Below are 21,159 nucleotides of genomic sequence, written 5' to 3' on the forward strand. Positions count from 1 at the left end.
TAGATCTAATTTATTAAAAGAATATTAACTTTCAGCGATTTATAGGATTATTTTCAAAAGGATAAAAAAATGTTGCTTCGTGCTTGTTATAAAACATATTGGTAAGAAAAGAATTTGGTATTTTTTGAAATTTTTTTATTGTGGCCATCTCAATCGTTCCTTGTAATTTTATAGTAAAGATCAATTGCTTGGCTTTTCCCGACTCTATCCATTTCATGATGAGTGCATAAGCTCGCTCCGGATAACAGGCGACATCCGATAATACCCAGTCATAGCTTTGTTCCCACTGCATCGGATCTATAGCAAAGGCACTTTGTTGCAAGTAGTTAATGCGAGGTAATTTAGCAATTTGGGGATCTAATAAAGCCTTATCCACAGATGTCACTGAAGTACCCAGGGATTGCATCACATAAGACCATCCTCCTGGAGAAGCGCCCAAATCTAGGACTTGGTCACCTGGCTTTGGGTATTTTTCTAAAAGGGTTAGTGCTTCCCATAGTTTTAAGTAGGCTCGATTGGGTGGATTTAATTTATCTTCAATAAAATAACATGTTCCATTAGGCCATTTTTTCTGGCGTTTTTGGCTATATATCAAAGTATTTTTATCTAATAAGCAAAAGGCACCTATTTGTGGAATTTCCTCTTCAATAGGAAACTGGCGCAAAAGGGGAGGAGTCTGACGTAATTGTTCTTCGATTAATCGTGAGCGTCTTACATGAGAAATAGGATGTAGGTGCCAAAATTTGCCAGCTTGACGAAGGATTTTTACTGCCTCTGAAATAGATTGAAAAGTTACTGTTTGTGGTTCTAACCAAATGTCCTGTGCAAAACATACATCCAGTTTTTTATGAGAAGAAAAAACTAAATCTTCTACAATTTTGGAAACATTACCTAATTCTTCAGCAAGTATGGGCAGGAATTCAGGTTTGGTGACATAGACTGCAGCAATTTTATCCATAATTTGAGTTTAAAATTAGGTGTAAAAGTACGTTATATTATCATCATGCCCCTATAAGAAACGAGTCTTGGCAGTAAAAATACTTGATGAACCCCGACAATGATTAGTAGGCAAGTTTTATTTACTGAACGAGGATTAAAAATAAACATCCCTTTGATGAAAAAGGCAATATGTCTTTTTCATCAAATTATTCTATTTCACATAAACAGTACTTGCTGCTGGACCATCATTACTTTTTGCTTCAACAAAACTAACTTTTTTTCCAACTTCTAACTTACTGAAATCATAATCAATTACACTTTTACTGGTAAAACGAAGTCTTCTTCCATCAATGGTTTCAATAAAACCGTAATCAGCTATAGGTGCGATTTCTCGAACCAATCCTACAGTAGGTAGTTCATGGTGTTTTATTTCCCCACGTTGTTTATGAACGTATTTTTTTAGTTGTCGTGTCATGGCAAGAAATTTATCTCTTATTGCAACATAAACGTCTTCATGCGCGTGATTTTCTGCTAGGTCTCGATTTACGACGAGTTCCGCATTTGGAACAACAAGATCAATACGCACATGAAAAATTTTTCCTTTATTGTGATGTCGATGCGTTTCTAAGCTGACATTACAACTGATAATACCGTCAAAATACTTCCCTAATTTTTCAGCATGCTTGCGTACATTACTCTCAATTGATTTTGAGTGTTTGAGATTATTGAATATTATTTGTATAGGAAAATATGCTGAATTGTTCATTGCTTGCTCCTTATATCACATACATCAATATCGTTTATTTAAAACTAATTTTTTGTTCTTCAGAGTAGAACTAATGTCTCCAACATGATAGGGGACACGTGAACTCTGCAGTGTTTTTTACTGATTCCATAGGCATAGATGAAAACTAGATTATCGTTATAGTATTTGCCAACTCTCATAAAGGTCTCCCCAAATTAGTTGTTTAGTTTTGCGTTATTAGCAAAGTACTTTTCGAGATAGAAATCTTCATATTCACTACGTCTAACAACTAACTGAGCGCAGAGAAACGAAAGTCAAATACTTTATTAGCTGTTTTTATTATAGTCTATAAAACTTGGGTTCGGGCTAACTCGACTAAGTTAACCCCTGATTTTATGCTGAAATAGAAGATACATAGGATTGTTTTCTAAACAAATTAAAACGAAATAGGAAAAGATTTACCAGTAAAAACAATATAGCTAAACCGAAAGATAAAAATATACCATTTTTTAATGAGAGAAGAATAAATAAAAGAATAATGGAACGCAGTAGTTCAAAAAATAGATTTTTTTGTTTCCCGTTGGCAATTGAACCTAATGTATAGAGGGTAAATAAAATAAATACTCCCATAAGCCATGAGCTCAGTGAGTCTAAAGTGAAGATAAATGAGAGGTAAGCGTAAAGAACTATTGCAAGGGCGATATTGAATAACATATATAGTTTGGGAGATTGGCTGTTTTTCTTATTTACCATTCTTTTGGGAATATCATTCTGCTCTTGTAACTGATTAATTACCCATTCTGGTGGCATAAAAAATGCTTTAATAAGGTCCAGCTTATTTTTCAGATTTTTTCCATAATACAATACGTCTTTAACGACTTTAACATTGGCATAAAACGGATTCCATGTTTCAAGCGGCTCAGTGATTCCATATTCTACAGGAATCTTTTCTGGTTCAAAGGTACCAAAAATCTTGTCCCATATAATTAAACTTCCGGCGAAGTTTTTGTCGATATATTGCGGGTTTATGCCATGATGCACTCTATGATGCGAGGGTGTATTAAACATTATTTCCAACAATCCCATTCGATTTATTGATTGAGTGTGGATCCAAAACTGATAAATAGTATTGCTTGAAGCGATCAGAACAAACATCCAGGTTGGAAAGCCTATTAAAGCTAGGGGCAGATAAAAAACCCAAGATGTTAGGGTTTGGAAATAGCCCTGTCTTAAGGCAACCGATAAATTATAATTTTCACTTTGATGGTGAACCGAGTGCCCTATCCAAAGAAAATTACATCGATGACTTGCTCGATGGTACCAATAATAACAAAAATCAACACCAAGCCAGAGTAGGATCCAGGAAATAATAAGATGAGAATTTATGTGAAACACAGCAAAATGCTCATACAAATAATAATAACCAAAAATTATTGCCCCCCTTACTGGTAGAGCCGCAATTTCTTCTAGTATGCCAGTACTCAAATTATTAATAGAATCATTAAATTGATATACACTAGATTTTTTGTAATAAGAAATGCTCCATTCAATTCCAATTAAAATTAGAAATATTGGGGCAGCAAATACTGTTAAATTAATATCCATATCAATCCTTTTGCTTGGGTGAGTCGCGATAAATTTTATTTTCTTCTAATTGTATTCTGCTTGCAAATGCTGGTATTTATTTTGGTGTGATTTTATTCAAAAATCTGATTGAACAACTGGCTAAGCTCGAAACAAAAAAATGTTAATTTTTGGATTAAACAGTGTAGTAATGTATTCACGCACTATATCAAGATACGTTTTTCTTTTAACTTATTAAAGGCAATTATATAAGTACTTCTGTGTTCATGCTTGATTTCAAGAAATCCATATATTCAGTTTCATAGCCGATAATTGCCGGCAAATGAGCAACAGAGCGAAGGGTGTATTTAATAGGGGTTTCCAAAGAGTCGTTAGTTAATGTTCGATTATTAATTAAACAATAATCGATTCCAAAGTTCTTTGCTCCATAACCATCACTAATAATCGAATCACCAACCATTAACATGGACTGTTTTTCAATTACTTGTTTGCGTTTGCTAGTAATTTCTTGTAGCGCAATATTAAAAATTTCTACGTTAGGTTTAGCAACACCAACTTCATCAGAAACTATATAACAATCAAACCAATTCTTTAACTGGAGTCTTTGCCTTTTTTCTCCTTGTACTTCGACGAAACCATTGGTAATAATACCTAAAATATGTCCTTTTTGATGTAAGAATTCAATAGCAGTTCTCACGTTGGGTAGCCAATGTGCATGGACATACAGATTGATATCATATGCGTCTGCAATTACTTCTGGTGGAGTAGTACAAGAAAGCTTTTGATTTAACTGTACAAATCGTAACAATCTTACATCGCTTGGCATGAGGGCATGTTCTTTGGTTCCCACCTTGCTCCAAAGACAAGCATTAATTTCTTTGTAAAGACGCTCAAAAAGTGTGTATTCGACAGTTGAGTAGAATTGTTTATAGATATCCATCAACCCCATTCGTTGAGAATAGGCAAAATCAATTAGTGTGTCATCTAGATCAAATAAAATAACTTGATAAGCCATTTATGAATCCTGATTATTCATTTTACATCCAAAAATGCAAGTACCAATTGACTATACTATGGCCCCAGAATAAAGAAATTAATCCGCTTACGCATAAAAAAGGACCAAATGGAATTGTTGTATCTTTGGATTTACCTTGTAAATGCAAATACAACAATCCAATTATTGTACCACTAATTGAGGCTAGAAGGAGGATTAGCGGTAAAAATACCCATCCAAACCAAGCTCCAAATGCAGCAAATAACTTAAAATCCCCATGCCCCATGCCTATTTTACCCGTAAACAAATAAAATAGTTTGATAAATATCCATAATCCCATATAAGCTCCCGCAGCACTGAGTACTGCCTGAGGTAAGGAAGTAAATAAAGATTGAGTATTAGCAATGAGACCAATCCACAATAAGCCTAAGGTTAAACTGTCAGGTAATATTTGATGATCTAAATCGATAAAAATTAAACAAATTAATATCCAAATACCAATCAATACAAATACTAATTGTAAAGTAAAGCCGAAATGCCAACTTGCAAATAATGATAGAAGTAAGGTACTTAATTCAATCAAAGGATAGCGAATAGAGATTGGATTTTTACATTGATAACAACGCCCACGTAACAATAGATAGCTTAAAATTGGGATATTTTGCCACGCTCTAACCATAGCTTTGCACGATGGGCAAAAAGATCGTGGAACAAATAAATTAATTGTTTGTTGTTCATCTTCCTTGCCCCCAACTAGTTCATAACATTGTTGTTTCCATTCTCGTTCCAACATTATAGGCAAACGGTATATAATCACATTTAGCAAACTACCCACCGCAAGCGAAAATAGAGCAATTACCACATACATAAACCATGGAGTGTTAATAAGTTCATATATCATTGAAAGATCCTGCTGAAAATGTCTAGGTGCAGCGAAGCCAACCTAGGTTATAGGTCATAAATTCCCAGGATGTGCTTCGCTGCACCCAGGCTATAAGCGATTAGATTATAATGTTATATTGCTGATCCCAGTTTAAAGATAGGTAGATACATTGCAACAACCAGTCCACCGACCAAGACACCTAAAACACACATAATAACAGGCTCTAATAAACTACTCAGGGAGTCAACTGCATTATCAACATCTTCTTCAAAAAAATCAGCAACTTTACTTAACATTTTTTCTAAAGAACCTGATTCCTCACCAATGGCAACCATCTGGATCACCATGTTGGGAAATAATTGCGTATTCTCCATAGCTTTATTCATTTGCTGCCCCGTGGAGACCTCTTCTCTGATATTATCAGTAGCTTTGGCGAAAATAATATTTCCTGTGGCACCTGCCACAGATTTAAGCGCTTCAACTAAAGGCAAGCCGGCTGCGAACGTGATCGATAAAGTTCTTGCAAAACGAGCGATCGCAGCTTTTTCAATAATAGGACCAATTACGGGTACTTTTAACAGCATTCTATCTATATTCTGCGCGAATTGAGGTGAGTGTTTTTTCGCATAAATAAATGCATAAATCGCGCCTCCTAAAACTCCAAATATTAGATACCAATAAGATTGAAAAATTTTCGACATACTCACTACAGCTTGGGTCATTGCAGGTAAGTCGGCACCGAAACCTTTAAATAATGCCTCAAATTGTGGAACCACAAAAATAAGTAAACCTGCAGTAACAAGGAAAGCAACAACCATTACCGCGAGAGGGTAGGTTAATGCCTTTTTAATTTTCTTCTTTATTGTCTCTATTTTTTCTTTATAGGTTGCAACTTTATCCAGCATAATATCGAGAGATCCCGATTTCTCACCCGCCTCAACCAAATTACAAAATAATTCATTAAAATATGCTGGAAACTTTTGCAGTGATTCTGAGAACGTTAATCCTGTCTCAACATCTCTTTTTATTGTTTCAATTAATTCTTTAAATCGTTTATTGGATTGTCCTTTTGCCACAATATCAAAGGATTGTACTAGAGGGATCCCGGATTCAATCATTGTTGCCAATTGGCGACTAAATACAGTTATATCCCCAGATTTTATTTTTTTACTTTTTAAACTAAATAGAGGTGGACGTTTTTTAGCAATTTTATTGACAACAATTCCTTGTCGGCGTAATTCGACTTTGGCTAAAGCAAGACTTCTGGCCTCAATATCTCCATTTACTTGTTGAGCTGCCTTATTAACTCCAGTGTAATGAAAAGTTAAGGTTGTATTGGCATTTTTTTTCATTTTTTGCCTAGTTAATCAACGGTTACCCGATTGACTTCCTCAATAGTTGTAATCCCTTGTTTTATCTTTTCAAGTCCTGATTGATAAACCGTAATCATCCCTTCTTCCTGGGCAATTTTTAATATTTCCAGAGAGTTTCCTCCAGCCATGATGATCTGGCCAAGTTTTTTAGTCATAGGCAGCACCTCAAATAATCCAATCCTTCCACGGTATCCGCTGGTACACCTAGCGCATCCTGCAGCTTTATATAACTTAATTCCTTCCAAATCAGACTCTTTAAAACCTAACTCTAACAAACTCGGTTTATTGAAGTCATCTCTTAAGACTTTACAATGTTCGCATAATTTTCGAGCTAAACGCTGGGCGATAATAAGTGTTACGGAGCTGGCCACATTAAATGTTGCAATTCCCATATTAACTAGACGATTTAATGTTTCAGCGGCACTATTCGTATGTAAGGTCGAGAGGACTAAATGTCCTGTTTGAGCTGCTTTAACTGCAATCTCCGCCGTTTCTAAATCACGTATCTCACCAACCATGATGATATCAGGATCTTGTCGTAAAAAAGAACGTAATGCATTAGAAAAAGTTAATCCCGCTTTAGGATTAATATTAACTTGATTAATGCCAGTTACTTTAATTTCTACGGGATCTTCAGCCGTAGAAATGTTGACTTCTTTAGTGTTAAGAATATTTAATGCGGTATACAACGTTACGGTTTTACCACTACCTGTTGGACCTGTTACCAGGATCATTCCCTGTGGTCGTTCAATAGCATGTTTAAAATATTCTTTTTGAATAGGGCTAAAACCTAAAGCTTCAATACCTAATTTTGCAGAACCAGGATCTAAGATCCGCATAACAACTTTTTCACCTGAGGTAGTAGGGCAGGTGCTTACACGAAAATCAATGGATCGCGTTTTGGATATTTTCATTTTAAAGCCGCCATCCTGAGGAACTCGTCTTTCCGAAATATCAAGACTCGACATGATTTTTATACGTGCAGTAATTCGTGTGGATAAGCTTCCAGGTGGGGTGGCAATTTCATGTAAAATACCGTCTTGACGATAGCGTATGCGGTACTCTTTTTCATAGGGTTCAAAATGGATGTCAGAAGCTCCTTGTTTGATGGCATCTAGAAGTATTTTGTTAACGAATTTAACAATAGGAGCATCCTCCGTTAGCGAAGTAACAACTGCTGTCTCATGCTCTTCTTCTTCATTGATGATAATTCCATCGAACTCACTTGTATCACCCACAAATTCAGATAATCCTTGAGTTTCCTTAACGGTGAGTAAATGATCAATTAATGCACTAAGCTTATCTGCCTCAACGATAATTGCATGTGTATTAAGTCCCGTATGAAATTGAATCTCCTTTAAAGAAGCTTGTTTGCTTGGATCTTCAGTTGCAAGATATAAGTTATTTCCGCGACAAAATAGAGGAACCATTGAATGACGACGAATTAACTTTTCATTCACCAGATCAGTAGGAATAGAATCTATGTCAATACAGTCTAGGTCTAGCATAGGAGCACCAAAATTATGTGCTGCTGTGAGTGCAATTTGGGTGGCTGATAAAATGTTATTTTTGACAAGGTATTGAACTAAAGATATTTTTTCTGCAGAAGCATTTTTACAGAACTCAAGAGCTTGTGGTTTATCCAAAAGCTTTTCAAGAACAAACAATTGTCCTATTCCATGTAATTTAAATTCATCGCTTCCTAACATAAATTCCAATCAGTTTATAATAATATTAAATATAGTTAATTCATTTAATAAAATCACGTGTTCCATTCATATTCGAGTTGTTCATATATTATTATTAAATAAAAACTAATGACGAAGAACTTGCTAAAGGTTTCTTTTTGTCCAGATTTAATGGGTTTCGAAGGCACTATTTAAACTCAAAAAATGGATTGTATGTATATGAAACTCGTTGTATTGTAGTTTAATTGAGGATTAACTATTTGAAAAGGCATTATTTTGTTGATCGAACGGCAACTTAAACAATATCGCGCCCTGAATAAATGGTTTCAATCGCCTTTAGGGCTTTTTGCTGCTCATGAATTTGTAGTAAATATTGAACATGAAAGTGTCTACTCTCATGGCGAGACAATACTGCAATTGGGAAATTGTGGTGACAACATATGGCTCAAAAAATTTAATTACATGCACAAATGGATCGCATCACCTTTTTATTTAGCTAATAAAGTCCACATCGAATGTGCTTTAAACCAACTTCCACTCGATCGTAATAGTGTTGATTGTATTATTGTTCCACTCACGCTTGAACCCTTCGCCAACAGTTTTAGCTTAATTGATGAAATTGATCGCGTCCTTAAACCAATGGGTTTTGTTATATTATTAAGTATTAATCCTTGGAGTTTATGGGGTGGAGCAATGAAAACAGGGCTTCTGCACTGTTATAGTGACCAAAAAGTTAAAATGCGTACCCCCTTTAGCTTAAATCGAATTTTTTTGCAAAGAGGGTATAGGCAATATTCTCTGAGTAACTTTTGTTATATTCCTCCAGTAAATAACTCATCATTAATTAAAAAATTTACATTTTTGGATGAAATAGGCAAAATGCTATGGCCTTTTCCTTCAGGTTTTTACTGCTATATTGCTCAAAAATATCAAATCATAGAACCTGATTTACAGGTAAATCCCGCCGAGTCTGCAATGAAAGACTATCAAGTTCCATTACAGCCGGTTATTTTTTCTTCTCAGAACCATAAAATACAAAATTGATATTGATTACTGCTCCTTAGGTTTAAACGTAGTATCAAAGGGATTAGGTGCTTTCATTTCTGTTAATGAAGGCGATTCTGCTTCAATGGCGGCTGATGCTTGAATCCGCTGAGTAACTGCTTTATCAAAGTTTATTAATCCATCCATCAACGTATTTTGAGTTGGACTTCCAAATTGCTGTTGAGTAATGTCTTCTTTTATTCTCTTATCTATCGTTTTTGTACTTCCTTCATAAAGTTGACCGTTGCCAGCAGAAAATACATAGTCGTCCTTAGGAGTAAAAGCGATATCATCTACGAAGTTGGCGCTAATGGGAGATAAGCCACCACAACAAAACTGATGACATTTTACTGCTTCATCTTCATAAAATTTTTTCTTCTGCTGTTCATTACGAAAAGAAAGAATCGGAGGAAACTCCATGAGTAACATCTCTCGTTGTTTTTTAATTGACTCATTGGGTTCCGCATCAAGACATTCAGATTTAAAATCATTAATTAACGGAGACTGCTGTAAACCAGGTACCAAATTTTGAAAATAAATCATTTTATCTAATTGAAGAGGAGCTTGTGACATGATAGTGCGTCCTAACTAAACTCATTTATTAATAAAATAGTTAATTTAACCACTGTTAATAGTTTAAAGATTAGCAGTTGTATAAAGAAATGCGAGTTATAGAGGATATACGTTAATTTAAATTGAATAGAGTGCCTTTGTTTTTGTATAATTTGCTCTGCCATAAAAATAGGTTAATTTTATGAATAAAAAAACGATATTCAGAATCACTTTTGCTAATCAAGAAGCAATTTATGAAATTTATGCGCGCTCTGTAAAGGAAAGTGAGATATTTGGGTTTCTCGAGGTCGAAGAATTAGTGTTCGGTGAACAAACCGCATTAGTTGTTGATCCTTCTGAAGAACGATTAAAGCTTGAGTTTAATGGTGTAAAACGAACTTTTATTCCGATGCATTCAATTTATCGTATCGATGAAGTTACGCAACAAGGGACAGCCAAAGTAAAAGATAATCCCGGCTATGGAAGTAAAGTTAGCCCTTTTCCTGGAACAGGAAAAATAAAAGATTAAATGACTACATATTTATAACCAGATCTGTCCTGAGGACCCACAATGACTATTCCAGATAAAATTAAAGAAGTTTACGAAAAATCATCTTGCTTGTTTACTACTAATGAAGTTGAAGCAGCTCTTGATCGAATGGCAATTAATATACATAAGGAATTGCAAGATCAAAATCCAGTACTGGTCTGTGTTATGGTTGGAGGATTGGTCCTTTTAGGCAATTTACTTCCACGATTGGACTTTCCATTAGAGGTAGATTACGTCCATGCAACCCGCTATCGAGGTGAGACCCGAGGTGGAGAGATTGTCTGGAAGGTGAAACCATCGGCCAATTTGCAAGGTAGGACTGTTCTAGTTGTCGATGATATTCTTGATGGTGGTGTTACCCTGGCAGCAATTATTGATGAAATAAAATCATTGGGTGCAGAAAAAATATACAGCGCTGTTTTGGTGGATAAATATCGAAAACGTGTTCCCAATGGATTACAGAAAGCTGATTTCGTAGGCTTACAAGTCGAAGATCATTATATATTTGGTTATGGTATGGATTATAACGAATACCTTAGAAATGCACCCGGTATTTTTGTAGTACATCCTGAGCATGAATAATCAAAAAATCTTTTAGGTTATGAACTAAGATAAAGTAGTTATAGCAGACAAAATTAATGGATAAGAAGGAACATCTATACAATTGAACTAGGAGCAAGGAGCCTAAAATGCGTTCGGTGGTGGTTACAGGTGTTTCATCTGGAATTGGATATGCTATAGCTAGTAAACTGATTGCTCAGGACATAAGAGTTTTTGGAAGTGTGCGTAATGAACAAGATGCACAACGTGTATCTAATGAACTAGGCTCACTTTTTATTCCCCTTATTTTTGATATAACTGATCAAAATGCGGTTCGAAATGCAGCCCAAGAAGTGCGTGAGCATTTACAGGGTATAATGCTCTGGGGACTGATTAATAATGCAGGAGTGGCTGTTGTTGGACCGTTGATAGAAACACCGATTGAAGAATTTCGTCGTCAACTTGAAGTAAATGTTATTGGGCAAATTCAAGTCACACAAGCTTTTATCTCGTTACTTGGTGCTGATAGAACGCTGAAAGGCACACCGGGAAAAATCATTAACATAGGTTCTATATCAGGTAAAATATGTAAACCATTTTTTGGCCCTTATTCTATTTCAAAACTCTGCTTTACCCGCTAGCAAAGTAGGGGAGCTTGTGTATCGGATTTTAACTAATTCTAATCCTAAACCCCGCTATACTCTAGTTCCTCATCTTTTCTCAGACTGGATAAACCCAAGACTCTTACCTACGCGTTTTTTAAATAAGAAAATAGCAACAGCACTGGTTTTTTTTAAAAGTAATTAAACAATCGTCTCCTTTTGGTGTTTTCTGTATTTACTAGTTGAGTAGGGAAATGTTATGAATATAATTTTAACAAGGATTAAATTTGATGGTTCAAAGTGGAATTAGGTGGGCCGTGACCCAACTATTCCACTCCTGGTGTTATATAAGTTTAAATGAATTTTTTTAGGAGCCCATTGTCATCATCTACAGCCTCTATTGCGTCTTTGGCTAGTTGGGCTGCATTTTTAACTGTCTTAGCCACTGTAGTCGCAGTTTTTATGTCAAGATAGCTTCCTATTTTTTCAGCCATTTCATAAGGTAGTTCTTTTTTGTGAAAAAAGAATCCTCTTACGGATGCTTTACCATAGAATTGTTGGTCTGCTAATATACTGTCTTTTATTTCTGTCAAAGATTGTTTTTGAAGACTAGCATTTCCAGGAAATAACTCACGTAAAGTGGGTAAGTTTTCTGTTGTTACTATATAGTCAATTCGGGAACTATCGGTCAGATAAAAAAATAATTTTTTTGTGCTTGTGGGATTATCTTTGACTAAGTCCTTTAAAGCACGTAATGCCGTAATATTTACAGTAATATCCCAGTTTTGAACAGATGCAATAGTTCCTTTAATCCTGTCGAAAATTTTATCGAATAATTCTTTTTTTTCCGATGGAGTGATTGAGGATACTAATTCCGCGGATAGATTCATTTCGAATGCATAACCAATAGATACATCCAAATCATCCATAACATTTATCACATCAATAAGAATATTATCCTCTAAATCTGCTAATAACTTTTCAAAAGCCCTGGCAGCTGCTAAAACACTGGTTTTTATTTCTGGTAGAGATTGTTTTTGAAGACTAGCATACTCAGGAAATAACTCACGTAAAGTGGGTAAGTTTTCTGCTGTTATTATATAGTCAATTCGAGAACTATCGGTTAGATATAAAAATAATTTTTTTGTGTTTATGGGATTATCTTTGATTAAATCCTTTAAAATACTTAATGCGGAAATATTTAAAGGAATATCATCGTTTTGAACCGATTTCATATATTCTTCTATCCTATCGAAAATTTTATTAAATAAATCTTTTTTTTCAGATAAGGAGATTGATGATATTAACTCCACAGATAGATCAATTTCGAATGTATAGCCAGTAGGGAGGCAATTAGAGTCATTCATTACATTAAACATATCGACGAGAATAAAATTCTCTAGTTCTATTAATAATTTTTCAAAAGCCATAATACTTCCTCGCTACCGGGTGGTAGAATAAAAACGATACAAAATACACCGAATGCACTTATTTTATACAGTTTGATATATTAATAGAATGCTCTCATTTAGAAACTAAATTTTTCCAATAAAGATAAGGACAATAAATTTTCAAATCTAAGGAACTTGTTTTAATCCTATCCCATACATAACAACGTAAATCCATACCAACTATCTCGCTAGCCCAAGTCCTTGGGCTAGTCTCGCTCTCATATAACTTATTTATTATAAAGCTAGAGTTTGGATGAGGCCGATCACGTCTCCAAGATTCGACTTTGATACGCGGATAGGAAAAGATTTAATTATGTAAGTTTATTTTTTCCACATTCTTATCTAAGGGTGTTGATTCTTGCTTGAACGGTTCAAAGAACAGGTGTTGGTAAGGAATAGGGGGATCAAGCTTCCTCTTATCTAACCCCTTTTTTGACATGTTTCTCACATCAGCAGTTATGGCATAAGTATTAATAAATTCCAATTGGCTTAACATTAATTTTTGTCTGTTTTCATCAAATTTATCCCAGTTATTAAATTTTTCCGTTAAATTGGCAGCCAAAGTTGGATTGATTTTCTCCAATTGCAAAATGACATTACCGATTAATTCATATCCTTTTCCTGAAAAAGCATGGAACCCATAAGGATTTTTGATAAAGGTTCCAAATAGAGCACTTACTTTATTGGGATTAGATAAATCAAAGGCAGGATGAAGCATTAATTGTTCTACCAATCCGATTACGCTCTCTGAATGGGTTGCTGCTTGAATATTAAACCAATAATTGACAGCACTGGGGTCATGTTGCCAGTAGTCATAAAAGGATTTCAAAAGCTTATTTGATTGACTGCTGTTATTATCCAATAACAAATTGAGCGCATAGATGCAGTCGGTCATATTTTTACCCAATGAATTGTTGAATTGCTCAATTAATGAGTGTTCTTCATTTTCAGGTTGTATTGAAAATAAATAGGAATGACAAACGTAATTTAGACGTCGTGAACCCGCAGATAAAATATCAAATGACTTAAAGGGAGTGCTTTGAGATACAGGTAACCTATCTAGGTTTTTTTGTAACCGTAATAGGTCCTCCTTTAGTTCATTTGCAAGCTGACTTTGAATCAATCGACGTGCTTCAGCTATTTTTTCAAAATCCTGATTTTGCATGCTGGAAAACAAGATTTCCTCTGAAGGGATAGCGATTAGCTCAGCAAGTAACCAAGGATTCAAAGAGCTGTTTTCATCACGCAGTATAGCTCGATAGGCGTTAAAAAACTCAGGAGTAAATATAAGGGGCTTGCCAGAACAATATTGACTTACCATTTGGGTAAGGAGTTTATTCGCTGCCTCACAACGATTATATACATTGGTATCAAATTGCATTAGGCGAAGTAGTTGTTCTGAGTTGTATGGGAAATCGAGAATTACAGGAGCAGAGAAACTACGCAATAAAGATGGAGTAGGATGGGAGTCAATGTTCTCAAAATGGAACTCTATTTGAGGTTTATCAACCAGTATCATGGTGTCACTTTGAATTTCCTTGCCTGTATTATTGAGCAATCCAACAACAATCGGAATTGGTCTTCCATTCCCATCTTTGGTTTTAAATCTTAAGGTGTAGCGTTTTGCGTCTACATCATATTCATCAGTAACGGTAATTTGAGGAATACCTGATTCAGTAAACCAAGCTAAGAAAGGATTCATATCTTTCCCCGTTGATTTACTTAATGCGCCTAATACATCTTCCAGCGTTACGGCTCCACCATCATTATCTTTTAGAAATTGGGACATTCCTTTATAAAAAGCTTTATCCCCTAAAAAAAGCATCATCATACGAAATATATCAGCACTTTTTTCATATGCCGCGGGAGTATAAAGGCTTCTAACATTTGTATAGGTATCTTGACGCGGGGCGCGCTCATCAAGATTTTTTCCGTCTAACATCCTAATTAAATCGGTACCAAACAAACGCTCACGAAACATTGCTGCTCTGAAAGTAGTTAATCCTTCTTTAAAAGGTAAATTAAACCACTCGCGAATAGTCACTCGATCACCTGACCAATAATGATAATATTCATGGGCAACAACTTCTAATACCCTTAAAAAGTCAGCGTCAGTACGTGCTTCAGGTGTAGCAAATAAATTTGCAGTGTTAAATAAATTTAACCCCGTTGGCTCCGATGCACCCGATGCATATTTATCCACCCCGGCAACCATATGTTGGGGTAGTTCACACTCTAAATCAAAGATTTCCTCTTCCCAACGCATTGCTTCTTTTAAAACTTCTTTTGCAAAATCACATTTTATCGTAGCTTCTGGAGGAACATAAAATTCTATTGGTAATTCACGACCCGAACGTGTTTTAAAATAAGTGACCGATTTCTGTAGTTTCCCAGCCACCAATGCAAACAAATAACTGGGCTTCGGAACTTTATCAAACCAGGTTACAGACTGCCGTTCCTCATCTAAATCCCTTTGTTCTATAAGCGAACCATTAGAAAGCAGCACAGGGTAGTCTTTTTTCTTAGCAATAATTGTTGTTTTGTAAGTAGCTAAATTATCAGGCCGGTCATGACAATAAAAGACTCTACGAAGCCCTTCGGTTTCTGCCTTGACTAGAATTGTTCCCTCTGTTTCATATAAACCAAATAAATCTGTATTTTTACCCAAACGAGTTTTTGTTTCGAGTATAAAGGGGCGCCCTTGAGGAACATTTTTGATAATTAGAGAGTCTTTTGTTAGTTCATATTCTTCTTGAGACAGTTTTTTGCCCTCGAGGAAGATGGAGTCTAAGATCATATTTTGTCCATCTAACTCTAGATCTAAGGAGCATGATTCAGAATTTGGGTTGGGCTCAATTGTCAATAGAGCGGTTGATTGAACCGGGTTTTTGGAAAGATCCAGCGTCAAATCGACATGTCTTACCAGATAGTCAAGAATCTTATACTCACTTAACCTAAATATCCCAGAATGATTCTTCATGAAAACTCCCTAATTCATGTCAGATTAAGAAGCAACAATATAAGATCAAAATGTTTATTTCAACTGAAATAATAGCTTAAACTGTCATTTCATAATGTGACTCTTTTTCCAACTCTGAGTTTTCTGTGTTGCCCAATTTTAAGTTTAAAGGTTTGGTTACATGTTTAAAAGGATTATCATCTGCATCCCATGGAACAAAAGCCGTCATATCATTAAAATAGCAAAGTTTGGGTTCACCGATTTCCATAGGCAATTTAGTTTCTTCAATAATTATGTTTAGTGTTTTTGTAATTTCTGTATGAAGTTGCTCACAATGTTCTTTAGTTATTGTTTTATTAGGTCTTGAGTAGGCAAGTGTGATATGAAAAACTCGTGGTATTGTTTGTTCGATATTTAAATCTTTCGCAATTTCTCTAATATGCTTTTCTTGCTCTGTGGATAAAGATAACGTAAGCGAGATGCACTGATCAATATGAACCACCATCTTCTCAATTGAAGGATAAAAAGCTTTTTCTTGTAAAGTTTGTTTTATTTTTGTGTAATGAGGCAATGTTTTAATAATAAATTGATTCCATTCTTCACCAATTTGTTGTTCTGTTTCCAGACTCATTGTAGTCATGTGATAACTAGAGGCAGGAAGAGGATTAAAATAACGGATAATCAATGGATTAGTATTTAATGCTCTAAAAATAGCCTCACAAAACTCCTGGTGTTCAGGATAACACGAGGATACGACCGTAACGCCTGGGAACGGTGAATATTCCCCATATTCATTGACTTTACTTAATTTTTTCTGCAGCTCATTTCTATTTTTTAATGTGAACATTTTTATAAACTGAGAGTATAAATTGATCAGAGAATATCATGAATTCACACGGATGCAAAAAGAGGGATTAATATTTCATCTATAATGATTATATGTGAAGGATAAGTAGAACTATTTGCTTTAAGTCAATAAGGATACCAAGCACAGAGAATTATTATGAAATCAAAAAAAGCAGATGGACCCCTAGATTTAGAACAGAAAAGACTTGATGCCCTCCAATCATTGAATATTTTGGATACACTTCCAGAGGAAAGTTATGAGCGGTTGGTACGTCTGGCGATTGATTTATTTAACATCCCAATTTGTTACATCGCGTTTCTAGATGAAGAAAGACAATGGTTTAAAGCACGATACGGTTTAAACGAACCCCAAACACCACGATGTATTTCTTTTTGCAATGTAACGATTAAAAAAAGTGAACCACTCATCATTAATGATGCACTTCTTGATGAACGATTTGCCAATAGTCCTTTGGTTCAACAAGCGCCTTATATTCGTTTTTATGCTGGTGTTCCTTTGACTGATCCCCAAGGGTATAATGTAGGGACCTTCTGTTTAGCTGATACTTCTCCCAAAGAGTTTAACTCAAAGCAACAAGAGCTTTTATTAAATTTAGCGAATATAGCTAAAGATGAGTTAACTCTTCGTAAAACGAATTTCTTATTACAAAAAATTAAAAGCCAACTTGAAGTGCGTAATAAGTTAATTCGTAAAGTATTCAGCTTTTATATGTCTGATGAAGTAGTGAATACAATACTCAAATCGCCTCATCAAAAACTCGGTGGATATGAAAATAAAATAACCATCATGTTTAGTGATTTAAGAAATTTTACTCCATTATCCGAATCCATTCCTTCGGAAACGCTAGTTTCTCTTTTAAACAGCTATTTCAGCAAAATGGTACCGGTTATAGAAAAACATCAAGGAATCGTTGATGCCTTTATTGGTGATGCAATTATGGTTATTTTTGGAGCCCCTTATTCTTCAGGGGATGATTCACACCGGGCAATAGCATGCGCTCTAGAAATGCAAAAAATGTTAAGAAAATTAAATCATGCTAATAGTAAAAATAATTTACCGCAGTTAGAGATGGGGATTGGGATTAATACCGGAGTTGCCATAGTAGGAAATGTAGGATCTAAGAAGCGAATGCAATACAGTGCTATAGGATCAGCCGTTAACTTATCATCGCGAATTCAAGATTTGAGCTTGGGTGGACAAATATTGATTTCAGAGTCCACGTACAAAGAAGTTGCACAGGATGTGGAGATTAATGGTCATCTTCGAGTAAAAGTTAAAGGAATTCAATCACCAATTACTATTTATGATGTATCTGGTTTAAAATCGAAGAATCAAAAAGCTAAAGAGCAAAAGAAATAACTTACTTTAAAGTGGTTTTCAGATAATGCACTGAAAACCACAAGCTACATTCCTAAATTTAAATTTTAGGGGCTTTGCTACTGAGCTCCTCTGACAAACCATTCGGCGTAATTACCCAGGGCTTTACCTTAGATTGCTTAATGGGCAATCCTCCTTTATTTAAGATTTCGCTCACAAGTGAGGTGCAATTATGTACTTCATGATTATTAACTTGTTTTTCAGTGACCCTTCGACGCATTTCTATATCAACTGGATCTTGGGCGATAAATGCAGAACTATCTTTAAAAAATCCAACAACATTCACATTGGGAAAGAGTTGATATCCCATTTCCCCCGTATCTACTTTTTTATGAGATTGTTTTAAGTGTTTACTCATTGCAGAAGTATCAAGGTCTTCAAAATGATATACATGATCTGGAGCTAGGGGTTTAGCCTCTCTTGATTTTACCTTAATTGGTTCTCCTATATCGGTGATGGACATAGTATTTTCTGAGGCACCTAAAGTTTCCATATCTTGAGATAAATTGGTGGCAAGTTGTGCTGGCAAAGGCAATACTGATGTTAATCCTGTGGATGGGATTTGACCGGGATGAATACTGGCATATTCACCAGGGTCCTCATCGTTCATTTTTGGTTTTGATCCACCGATTTGTACTGCAGCATGACCTACTTTATCTGCTGTCATATTCCAAATAAAAACCCAAGTATCTTTTGAAGTTTGTGAGGGTTTTATGTTTTTGGGTGAATGAGCAGTTAAATCAGGGGCATCGGGAGCACTTTGGAGCGTTGAATCTGATGTGGAATTCAGTCCATTATTTTTTTTAGATTTTAAAAATTTAAACATGAGCAATCCTTTTTTGATAGAAACTTGTAGGTACGAATTATAATCAGTTACTTAATTTTTTAGCAAATGATATTAATTATTGCCCTACCTAATTATCTAAAGTAGGGCAATGGTTCATTAGTTATTTTTTCACTGAAGTTCCATTTATATTGTCAAATTCTTTCATGAAATCCAATTTTTCCATTTTAACAAAACCGTGCTTTTGCAACTCGGGAGTAAAGAATGTTGGTATTTTTGGATTTTGGAAATCCTTATAACCTGCTTTGCGTAATACGTGGCTAACAGAACTTGCGCAATTGTCTACAAGAGGTCCTTTTTTAATTTCTGCATGACAATCATTATCATATACATGGATACCACAATGGTCTTCAGGGGGTTCATAACCGGTTTCCTTCACATGTTTGGCTACAGTGAGCTGCGCTCCTTTATACCCTGAAAATAAATGAGTCATACCATGTGCAATAGGGTTGTCTTTCCCAAAAACAGAGTACATTCGACGTCCACTTACTACATCCTTACTAAATGATTGTTGTCCTTTTTTAGCACCTTTAAATGTTTCTTTAGATACGGAAGCAACTAACACATGGTCAGCTTCCTCTAGATCTTGTTTATGATCCGAAGCTAATTCTCCAACTACAGGTACAGATCCAAAAGTCATACCATTGACTAAACTACCAAAAGGTCCAGGATAAAAGCTTGTATGGTAAACTTTAGTATTACCTTCTTTCCTTTTAATAAGCATCGCTGACACATGCCCTGGACCATTTTCTTGATTTGTTTCCTTTACGCACACACCAATTTGGTATTCAGCTTCTGACTTTGATTTCATTTTAGCACCTCAATATTAAAAGGCATCCATACCCATTTAAATTCACTTTGACCTTTAATTATACAGATCGATCATTAACGAATTATTAATTTATTAATACAATTTGAGCATTGTTTGTACAGCGCATAAATTTCTCTAACCGAAATTGTTTGGCTATGTTTTGGAGAAAATTTAGGAGATGGAATTTTGAAAAAAATCCTGAAAAAACTCTTATTGATTACTTTGGCTAATTTAAAATTTTACGCTCTAGGATGCCGATGAGGCATGAAAATTCTTCATCCAACAAATGTAGAATTTACCTGAAAAATATGGGCGAATTTTATTTTGCAGTAAGATGATAAATCTCTAATAGTAATTTTAATAAGGATAATGCGGAGTCAACTGTATTTAGAAAAGAGTGTACTCAAGCTTTAGTGGGAATTTTTGGAATGTTGTTAAGCTAACCCTTTATGAAACTACAATATGTCATCAAAATAATAGAGATCTCCGGTAGGTAGTTTGGGCTTTCCAATAAAATATTATACTCATACCAGAGGAGTGCCTGCCGTAATATCTGGAATAAAGTGTACGCGCCCAGAGTTGAGCCATTCTTTTAGTGCGTTTTACTTTGTACGAGCATTTTATTAGTCAATGCAATTGCCAAAGCTGAAACAAGTAAGGTTAAATGAATAACTACTTGCCACATTACCGAATAATTACTGAGTTTATTCGGATCAATAAACGTTCTCAACAAGTGAATTGATGAGATACCAATTAATGAAAGAGCAAGCTTTATTTTCATAGCTCCTGCATCGAGATGATCCAACCATTCTGGTTGATCGGGGTGTGAGTCAAGAGTGAGATGAGAAACAAAGGTTTCATATCCCCCCATAACAACCATAATCAACAGATTTGCAATCATTACTACGTCAATTAAATCTAATACACCAAGCATAATAAGGGTATCATCAAAACTATTTAGATGAGTTACTAATTCAAATAGCTCATGAACGAAACGATAAACATAAGCTGCCAGGATTAAAATCAGTCCTAAATAAAGCGGAAGTTGCAACCATCTTCCCATAAAAATAAACTTGCTAATGCCATTTTTTAAACTAATCATGAATTACACCATTTACCTATTACAATTCGGGGATACTCATTGAGCGCTGATTATCTTTGAGCGATTTAACAGCGTTAATTTAAAACAGATCGACTTAAAAATGCAAATCAAATTTGTTTTATTTCTTATTTGTATTGGGTATATTTTTATCATATTTACCCTGCTTTTCAGAAGTCTCCTAAGTCTGTGAGAGGAGGTGAGCAAGGTTTGACAGCATATCATTAACCCGGGTTAGGCTGCGCTACACCCAGGC

Annotated in this window: 19 protein-coding genes; 5 read left to right on the forward strand and 14 right to left on the reverse strand. The window is 35.1% G+C overall.

Annotated features, from left to right (window positions below; genetic code table 11):
• Positions 1 to 31: 31 nt before the first annotated feature.
• The 7 genes from ACWTE2_RS17810 to pilB all read right to left on the reverse strand — a co-directional run bounded on the left by ACWTE2_RS17810 (position 32) and on the right by pilB (position 8,227).
• A complete protein-coding gene (locus tag ACWTE2_RS17810; RefSeq protein ID WP_454783710.1) occupies positions 32 to 958 on the reverse strand; it encodes an SAM-dependent methyltransferase in 927 nt (308 codons plus the stop codon).
• A 192-nt stretch (positions 959 to 1,150) separates the two neighbouring features.
• On the reverse strand, positions 1,151 to 1,705 hold the full coding sequence (locus tag ACWTE2_RS17815) for an HPF/RaiA family ribosome-associated protein (RefSeq protein ID WP_182390635.1): 555 nt from the start codon (positions 1,703 to 1,705) through the stop codon (positions 1,151 to 1,153).
• Positions 1,706 to 2,077: 372 nt separating this feature from the next.
• Positions 2,078 to 3,289: a sterol desaturase family protein gene (locus ACWTE2_RS17820; RefSeq protein ID WP_454783711.1), complete on the reverse strand. Its 1,212-nt coding sequence runs from the start codon at positions 3,287 to 3,289 to the stop codon at positions 2,078 to 2,080.
• 223 nt (positions 3,290 to 3,512) lie between these two features.
• A complete protein-coding gene (locus tag ACWTE2_RS17825; protein ID WP_182390637.1) occupies positions 3,513 to 4,283 on the reverse strand; it encodes an HAD family hydrolase in 771 nt (256 codons plus the stop codon).
• A 22-nt stretch (positions 4,284 to 4,305) separates the two neighbouring features.
• Positions 4,306 to 5,163 carry a prepilin peptidase gene (locus ACWTE2_RS17830; protein ID WP_454783712.1) on the reverse strand — a complete coding sequence of 286 codons (858 nt, stop codon included), beginning with the start codon at positions 5,161 to 5,163 and terminating at the stop codon, positions 4,306 to 4,308.
• A 113-nt stretch (positions 5,164 to 5,276) separates the two neighbouring features.
• A complete protein-coding gene (locus ACWTE2_RS17835) occupies positions 5,277 to 6,497 on the reverse strand; it encodes a type II secretion system F family protein (RefSeq protein WP_454783713.1) in 1,221 nt (406 codons plus the stop codon).
• An 11-nt stretch (positions 6,498 to 6,508) separates the two neighbouring features.
• Positions 6,509 to 8,227 (reverse strand): type IV-A pilus assembly ATPase PilB, encoded by a 1,719-nt coding sequence (gene pilB / locus ACWTE2_RS17840; protein WP_454783714.1) that lies wholly within the window; start codon positions 8,225 to 8,227, stop codon positions 6,509 to 6,511.
• A 255-nt stretch (positions 8,228 to 8,482) separates the two neighbouring features.
• Between pilB and ACWTE2_RS17845 the strand changes: the two genes are divergently transcribed.
• The gene (locus ACWTE2_RS17845; RefSeq protein WP_454783715.1) at positions 8,483 to 9,250 is read left to right on the forward strand and encodes a methyltransferase domain-containing protein; all 768 of its coding nucleotides are present in this window, start codon (positions 8,483 to 8,485) and stop codon (positions 9,248 to 9,250) included.
• A gap of 6 nt (positions 9,251 to 9,256) precedes the next feature.
• Here the strand turns inward: ACWTE2_RS17845 and ACWTE2_RS17850 are convergent, their stop codons facing one another.
• Positions 9,257 to 9,823, reverse strand: coding sequence for a hypothetical protein (locus tag ACWTE2_RS17850; protein ID WP_454783716.1), 567 nt, complete (start codon positions 9,821 to 9,823; stop codon positions 9,257 to 9,259).
• A 181-nt stretch (positions 9,824 to 10,004) separates the two neighbouring features.
• Between ACWTE2_RS17850 and ACWTE2_RS17855 the strand changes: the two genes are divergently transcribed.
• The 3 genes from ACWTE2_RS17855 to ACWTE2_RS17865 all read left to right on the forward strand — a co-directional run bounded on the left by ACWTE2_RS17855 (position 10,005) and on the right by ACWTE2_RS17865 (position 11,533).
• Complete coding sequence (locus ACWTE2_RS17855) at positions 10,005 to 10,331, forward strand: DUF1820 family protein (RefSeq protein WP_182390643.1); 327 nt, start codon at positions 10,005 to 10,007, stop codon at positions 10,329 to 10,331.
• A gap of 42 nt (positions 10,332 to 10,373) precedes the next feature.
• A complete protein-coding gene (locus ACWTE2_RS17860; RefSeq protein WP_182390644.1) occupies positions 10,374 to 10,934 on the forward strand; it encodes a hypoxanthine-guanine phosphoribosyltransferase in 561 nt (186 codons plus the stop codon).
• 107 nt (positions 10,935 to 11,041) lie between these two features.
• Positions 11,042 to 11,533 (forward strand): SDR family NAD(P)-dependent oxidoreductase, encoded by a 492-nt coding sequence (locus ACWTE2_RS17865; RefSeq protein ID WP_454783717.1) that lies wholly within the window; start codon positions 11,042 to 11,044, stop codon positions 11,531 to 11,533.
• A 314-nt stretch (positions 11,534 to 11,847) separates the two neighbouring features.
• On the opposite strand, the gene ACWTE2_RS17870 is transcribed toward ACWTE2_RS17865, so the two are convergent.
• From ACWTE2_RS17870 to ACWTE2_RS17880, 3 genes are all read right to left on the reverse strand, one after another.
• Positions 11,848 to 12,924 carry a hypothetical protein gene (locus ACWTE2_RS17870; RefSeq protein ID WP_454783718.1) on the reverse strand — a complete coding sequence of 359 codons (1,077 nt, stop codon included), beginning with the start codon at positions 12,922 to 12,924 and terminating at the stop codon, positions 11,848 to 11,850.
• A 328-nt stretch (positions 12,925 to 13,252) separates the two neighbouring features.
• Positions 13,253 to 15,925 (reverse strand): aminopeptidase N, encoded by a 2,673-nt coding sequence (gene pepN / locus ACWTE2_RS17875; RefSeq protein WP_454783719.1) that lies wholly within the window; start codon positions 15,923 to 15,925, stop codon positions 13,253 to 13,255.
• Between the two features lie 76 nt (positions 15,926 to 16,001).
• Positions 16,002 to 16,751: a DUF1868 domain-containing protein gene (locus tag ACWTE2_RS17880; RefSeq protein WP_454783720.1), complete on the reverse strand. Its 750-nt coding sequence runs from the start codon at positions 16,749 to 16,751 to the stop codon at positions 16,002 to 16,004.
• A gap of 156 nt (positions 16,752 to 16,907) precedes the next feature.
• Here ACWTE2_RS17880 and ACWTE2_RS17885 point away from each other — a divergent pair, with 156 nt between their 5' ends.
• Entirely contained in the window at positions 16,908 to 18,131 is a 1,224-nt protein-coding gene (locus tag ACWTE2_RS17885; RefSeq protein ID WP_454783721.1) for an adenylate/guanylate cyclase domain-containing protein, read from the forward strand.
• A gap of 58 nt (positions 18,132 to 18,189) precedes the next feature.
• On the opposite strand, the gene ACWTE2_RS17890 is transcribed toward ACWTE2_RS17885, so the two are convergent.
• The 3 genes from ACWTE2_RS17890 to ACWTE2_RS17900 all read right to left on the reverse strand — a co-directional run bounded on the left by ACWTE2_RS17890 (position 18,190) and on the right by ACWTE2_RS17900 (position 20,906).
• Positions 18,190 to 18,975, reverse strand: a complete 786-nt coding sequence (locus ACWTE2_RS17890; RefSeq protein WP_454783722.1) for a hypothetical protein — start codon at positions 18,973 to 18,975, stop codon at positions 18,190 to 18,192.
• A gap of 121 nt (positions 18,976 to 19,096) precedes the next feature.
• The gene (locus ACWTE2_RS17895; protein WP_454783723.1) at positions 19,097 to 19,804 is read right to left on the reverse strand and encodes a hypothetical protein; all 708 of its coding nucleotides are present in this window, start codon (positions 19,802 to 19,804) and stop codon (positions 19,097 to 19,099) included.
• A 592-nt stretch (positions 19,805 to 20,396) separates the two neighbouring features.
• Positions 20,397 to 20,906 (reverse strand): TIGR00645 family protein, encoded by a 510-nt coding sequence (locus tag ACWTE2_RS17900; RefSeq protein ID WP_454783724.1) that lies wholly within the window; start codon positions 20,904 to 20,906, stop codon positions 20,397 to 20,399.
• Positions 20,907 to 21,159: the final 253 nt, after the last annotated feature.

Source organism: Legionella nigrisilvae, assembly GCF_977063395.2.

Excerpts from the sequence above, each read along its gene's own strand:
- ACWTE2_RS17880 (WP_454783720.1), bottom strand. The coding sequence starts at position 16,751 with ATGTTCACATTAAAAAATAGAAATGAGCTGCAGAAAAAATTAAGTAAA.
- ACWTE2_RS17820 (WP_454783711.1), bottom strand. The coding sequence starts at position 3,289 with ATGGATATTAATTTAACAGTATTTGCTGCCCCAATATTTCTAATTTTA.
- ACWTE2_RS17860 (WP_182390644.1), top strand. The coding sequence starts at position 10,374 with ATGACTATTCCAGATAAAATTAAAGAAGTTTACGAAAAATCATCTTGC.
- pepN (WP_454783719.1), bottom strand. The coding sequence starts at position 15,925 with ATGAAGAATCATTCTGGGATATTTAGGTTAAGTGAGTATAAGATTCTT.
- ACWTE2_RS17855 (WP_182390643.1), top strand. The coding sequence starts at position 10,005 with ATGAATAAAAAAACGATATTCAGAATCACTTTTGCTAATCAAGAAGCA.
- ACWTE2_RS17870 (WP_454783718.1), bottom strand. The coding sequence starts at position 12,924 with ATGGCTTTTGAAAAATTATTAATAGAACTAGAGAATTTTATTCTCGTC.
- ACWTE2_RS17895 (WP_454783723.1), bottom strand. The coding sequence starts at position 19,804 with ATGAAATCAAAGTCAGAAGCTGAATACCAAATTGGTGTGTGCGTAAAG.
- pilB (WP_454783714.1), bottom strand. The coding sequence starts at position 8,227 with ATGTTAGGAAGCGATGAATTTAAATTACATGGAATAGGACAATTGTTT.
- ACWTE2_RS17835 (WP_454783713.1), bottom strand. The coding sequence starts at position 6,497 with ATGAAAAAAAATGCCAATACAACCTTAACTTTTCATTACACTGGAGTT.
- ACWTE2_RS17850 (WP_454783716.1), bottom strand. The coding sequence starts at position 9,823 with ATGTCACAAGCTCCTCTTCAATTAGATAAAATGATTTATTTTCAAAAT.
- ACWTE2_RS17825 (WP_182390637.1), bottom strand. The coding sequence starts at position 4,283 with ATGGCTTATCAAGTTATTTTATTTGATCTAGATGACACACTAATTGAT.
- ACWTE2_RS17830 (WP_454783712.1), bottom strand. The coding sequence starts at position 5,163 with ATGATATATGAACTTATTAACACTCCATGGTTTATGTATGTGGTAATT.
- ACWTE2_RS17810 (WP_454783710.1), bottom strand. The coding sequence starts at position 958 with ATGGATAAAATTGCTGCAGTCTATGTCACCAAACCTGAATTCCTGCCC.
- ACWTE2_RS17815 (WP_182390635.1), bottom strand. The coding sequence starts at position 1,705 with ATGAACAATTCAGCATATTTTCCTATACAAATAATATTCAATAATCTC.
- ACWTE2_RS17900 (WP_454783724.1), bottom strand. The coding sequence starts at position 20,906 with ATGATTAGTTTAAAAAATGGCATTAGCAAGTTTATTTTTATGGGAAGA.
- ACWTE2_RS17885 (WP_454783721.1), top strand. The coding sequence starts at position 16,908 with ATGAAATCAAAAAAAGCAGATGGACCCCTAGATTTAGAACAGAAAAGA.
- ACWTE2_RS17865 (WP_454783717.1), top strand. The coding sequence starts at position 11,042 with ATGCGTTCGGTGGTGGTTACAGGTGTTTCATCTGGAATTGGATATGCT.
- ACWTE2_RS17890 (WP_454783722.1), bottom strand. The coding sequence starts at position 18,975 with ATGTTTAAATTTTTAAAATCTAAAAAAAATAATGGACTGAATTCCACA.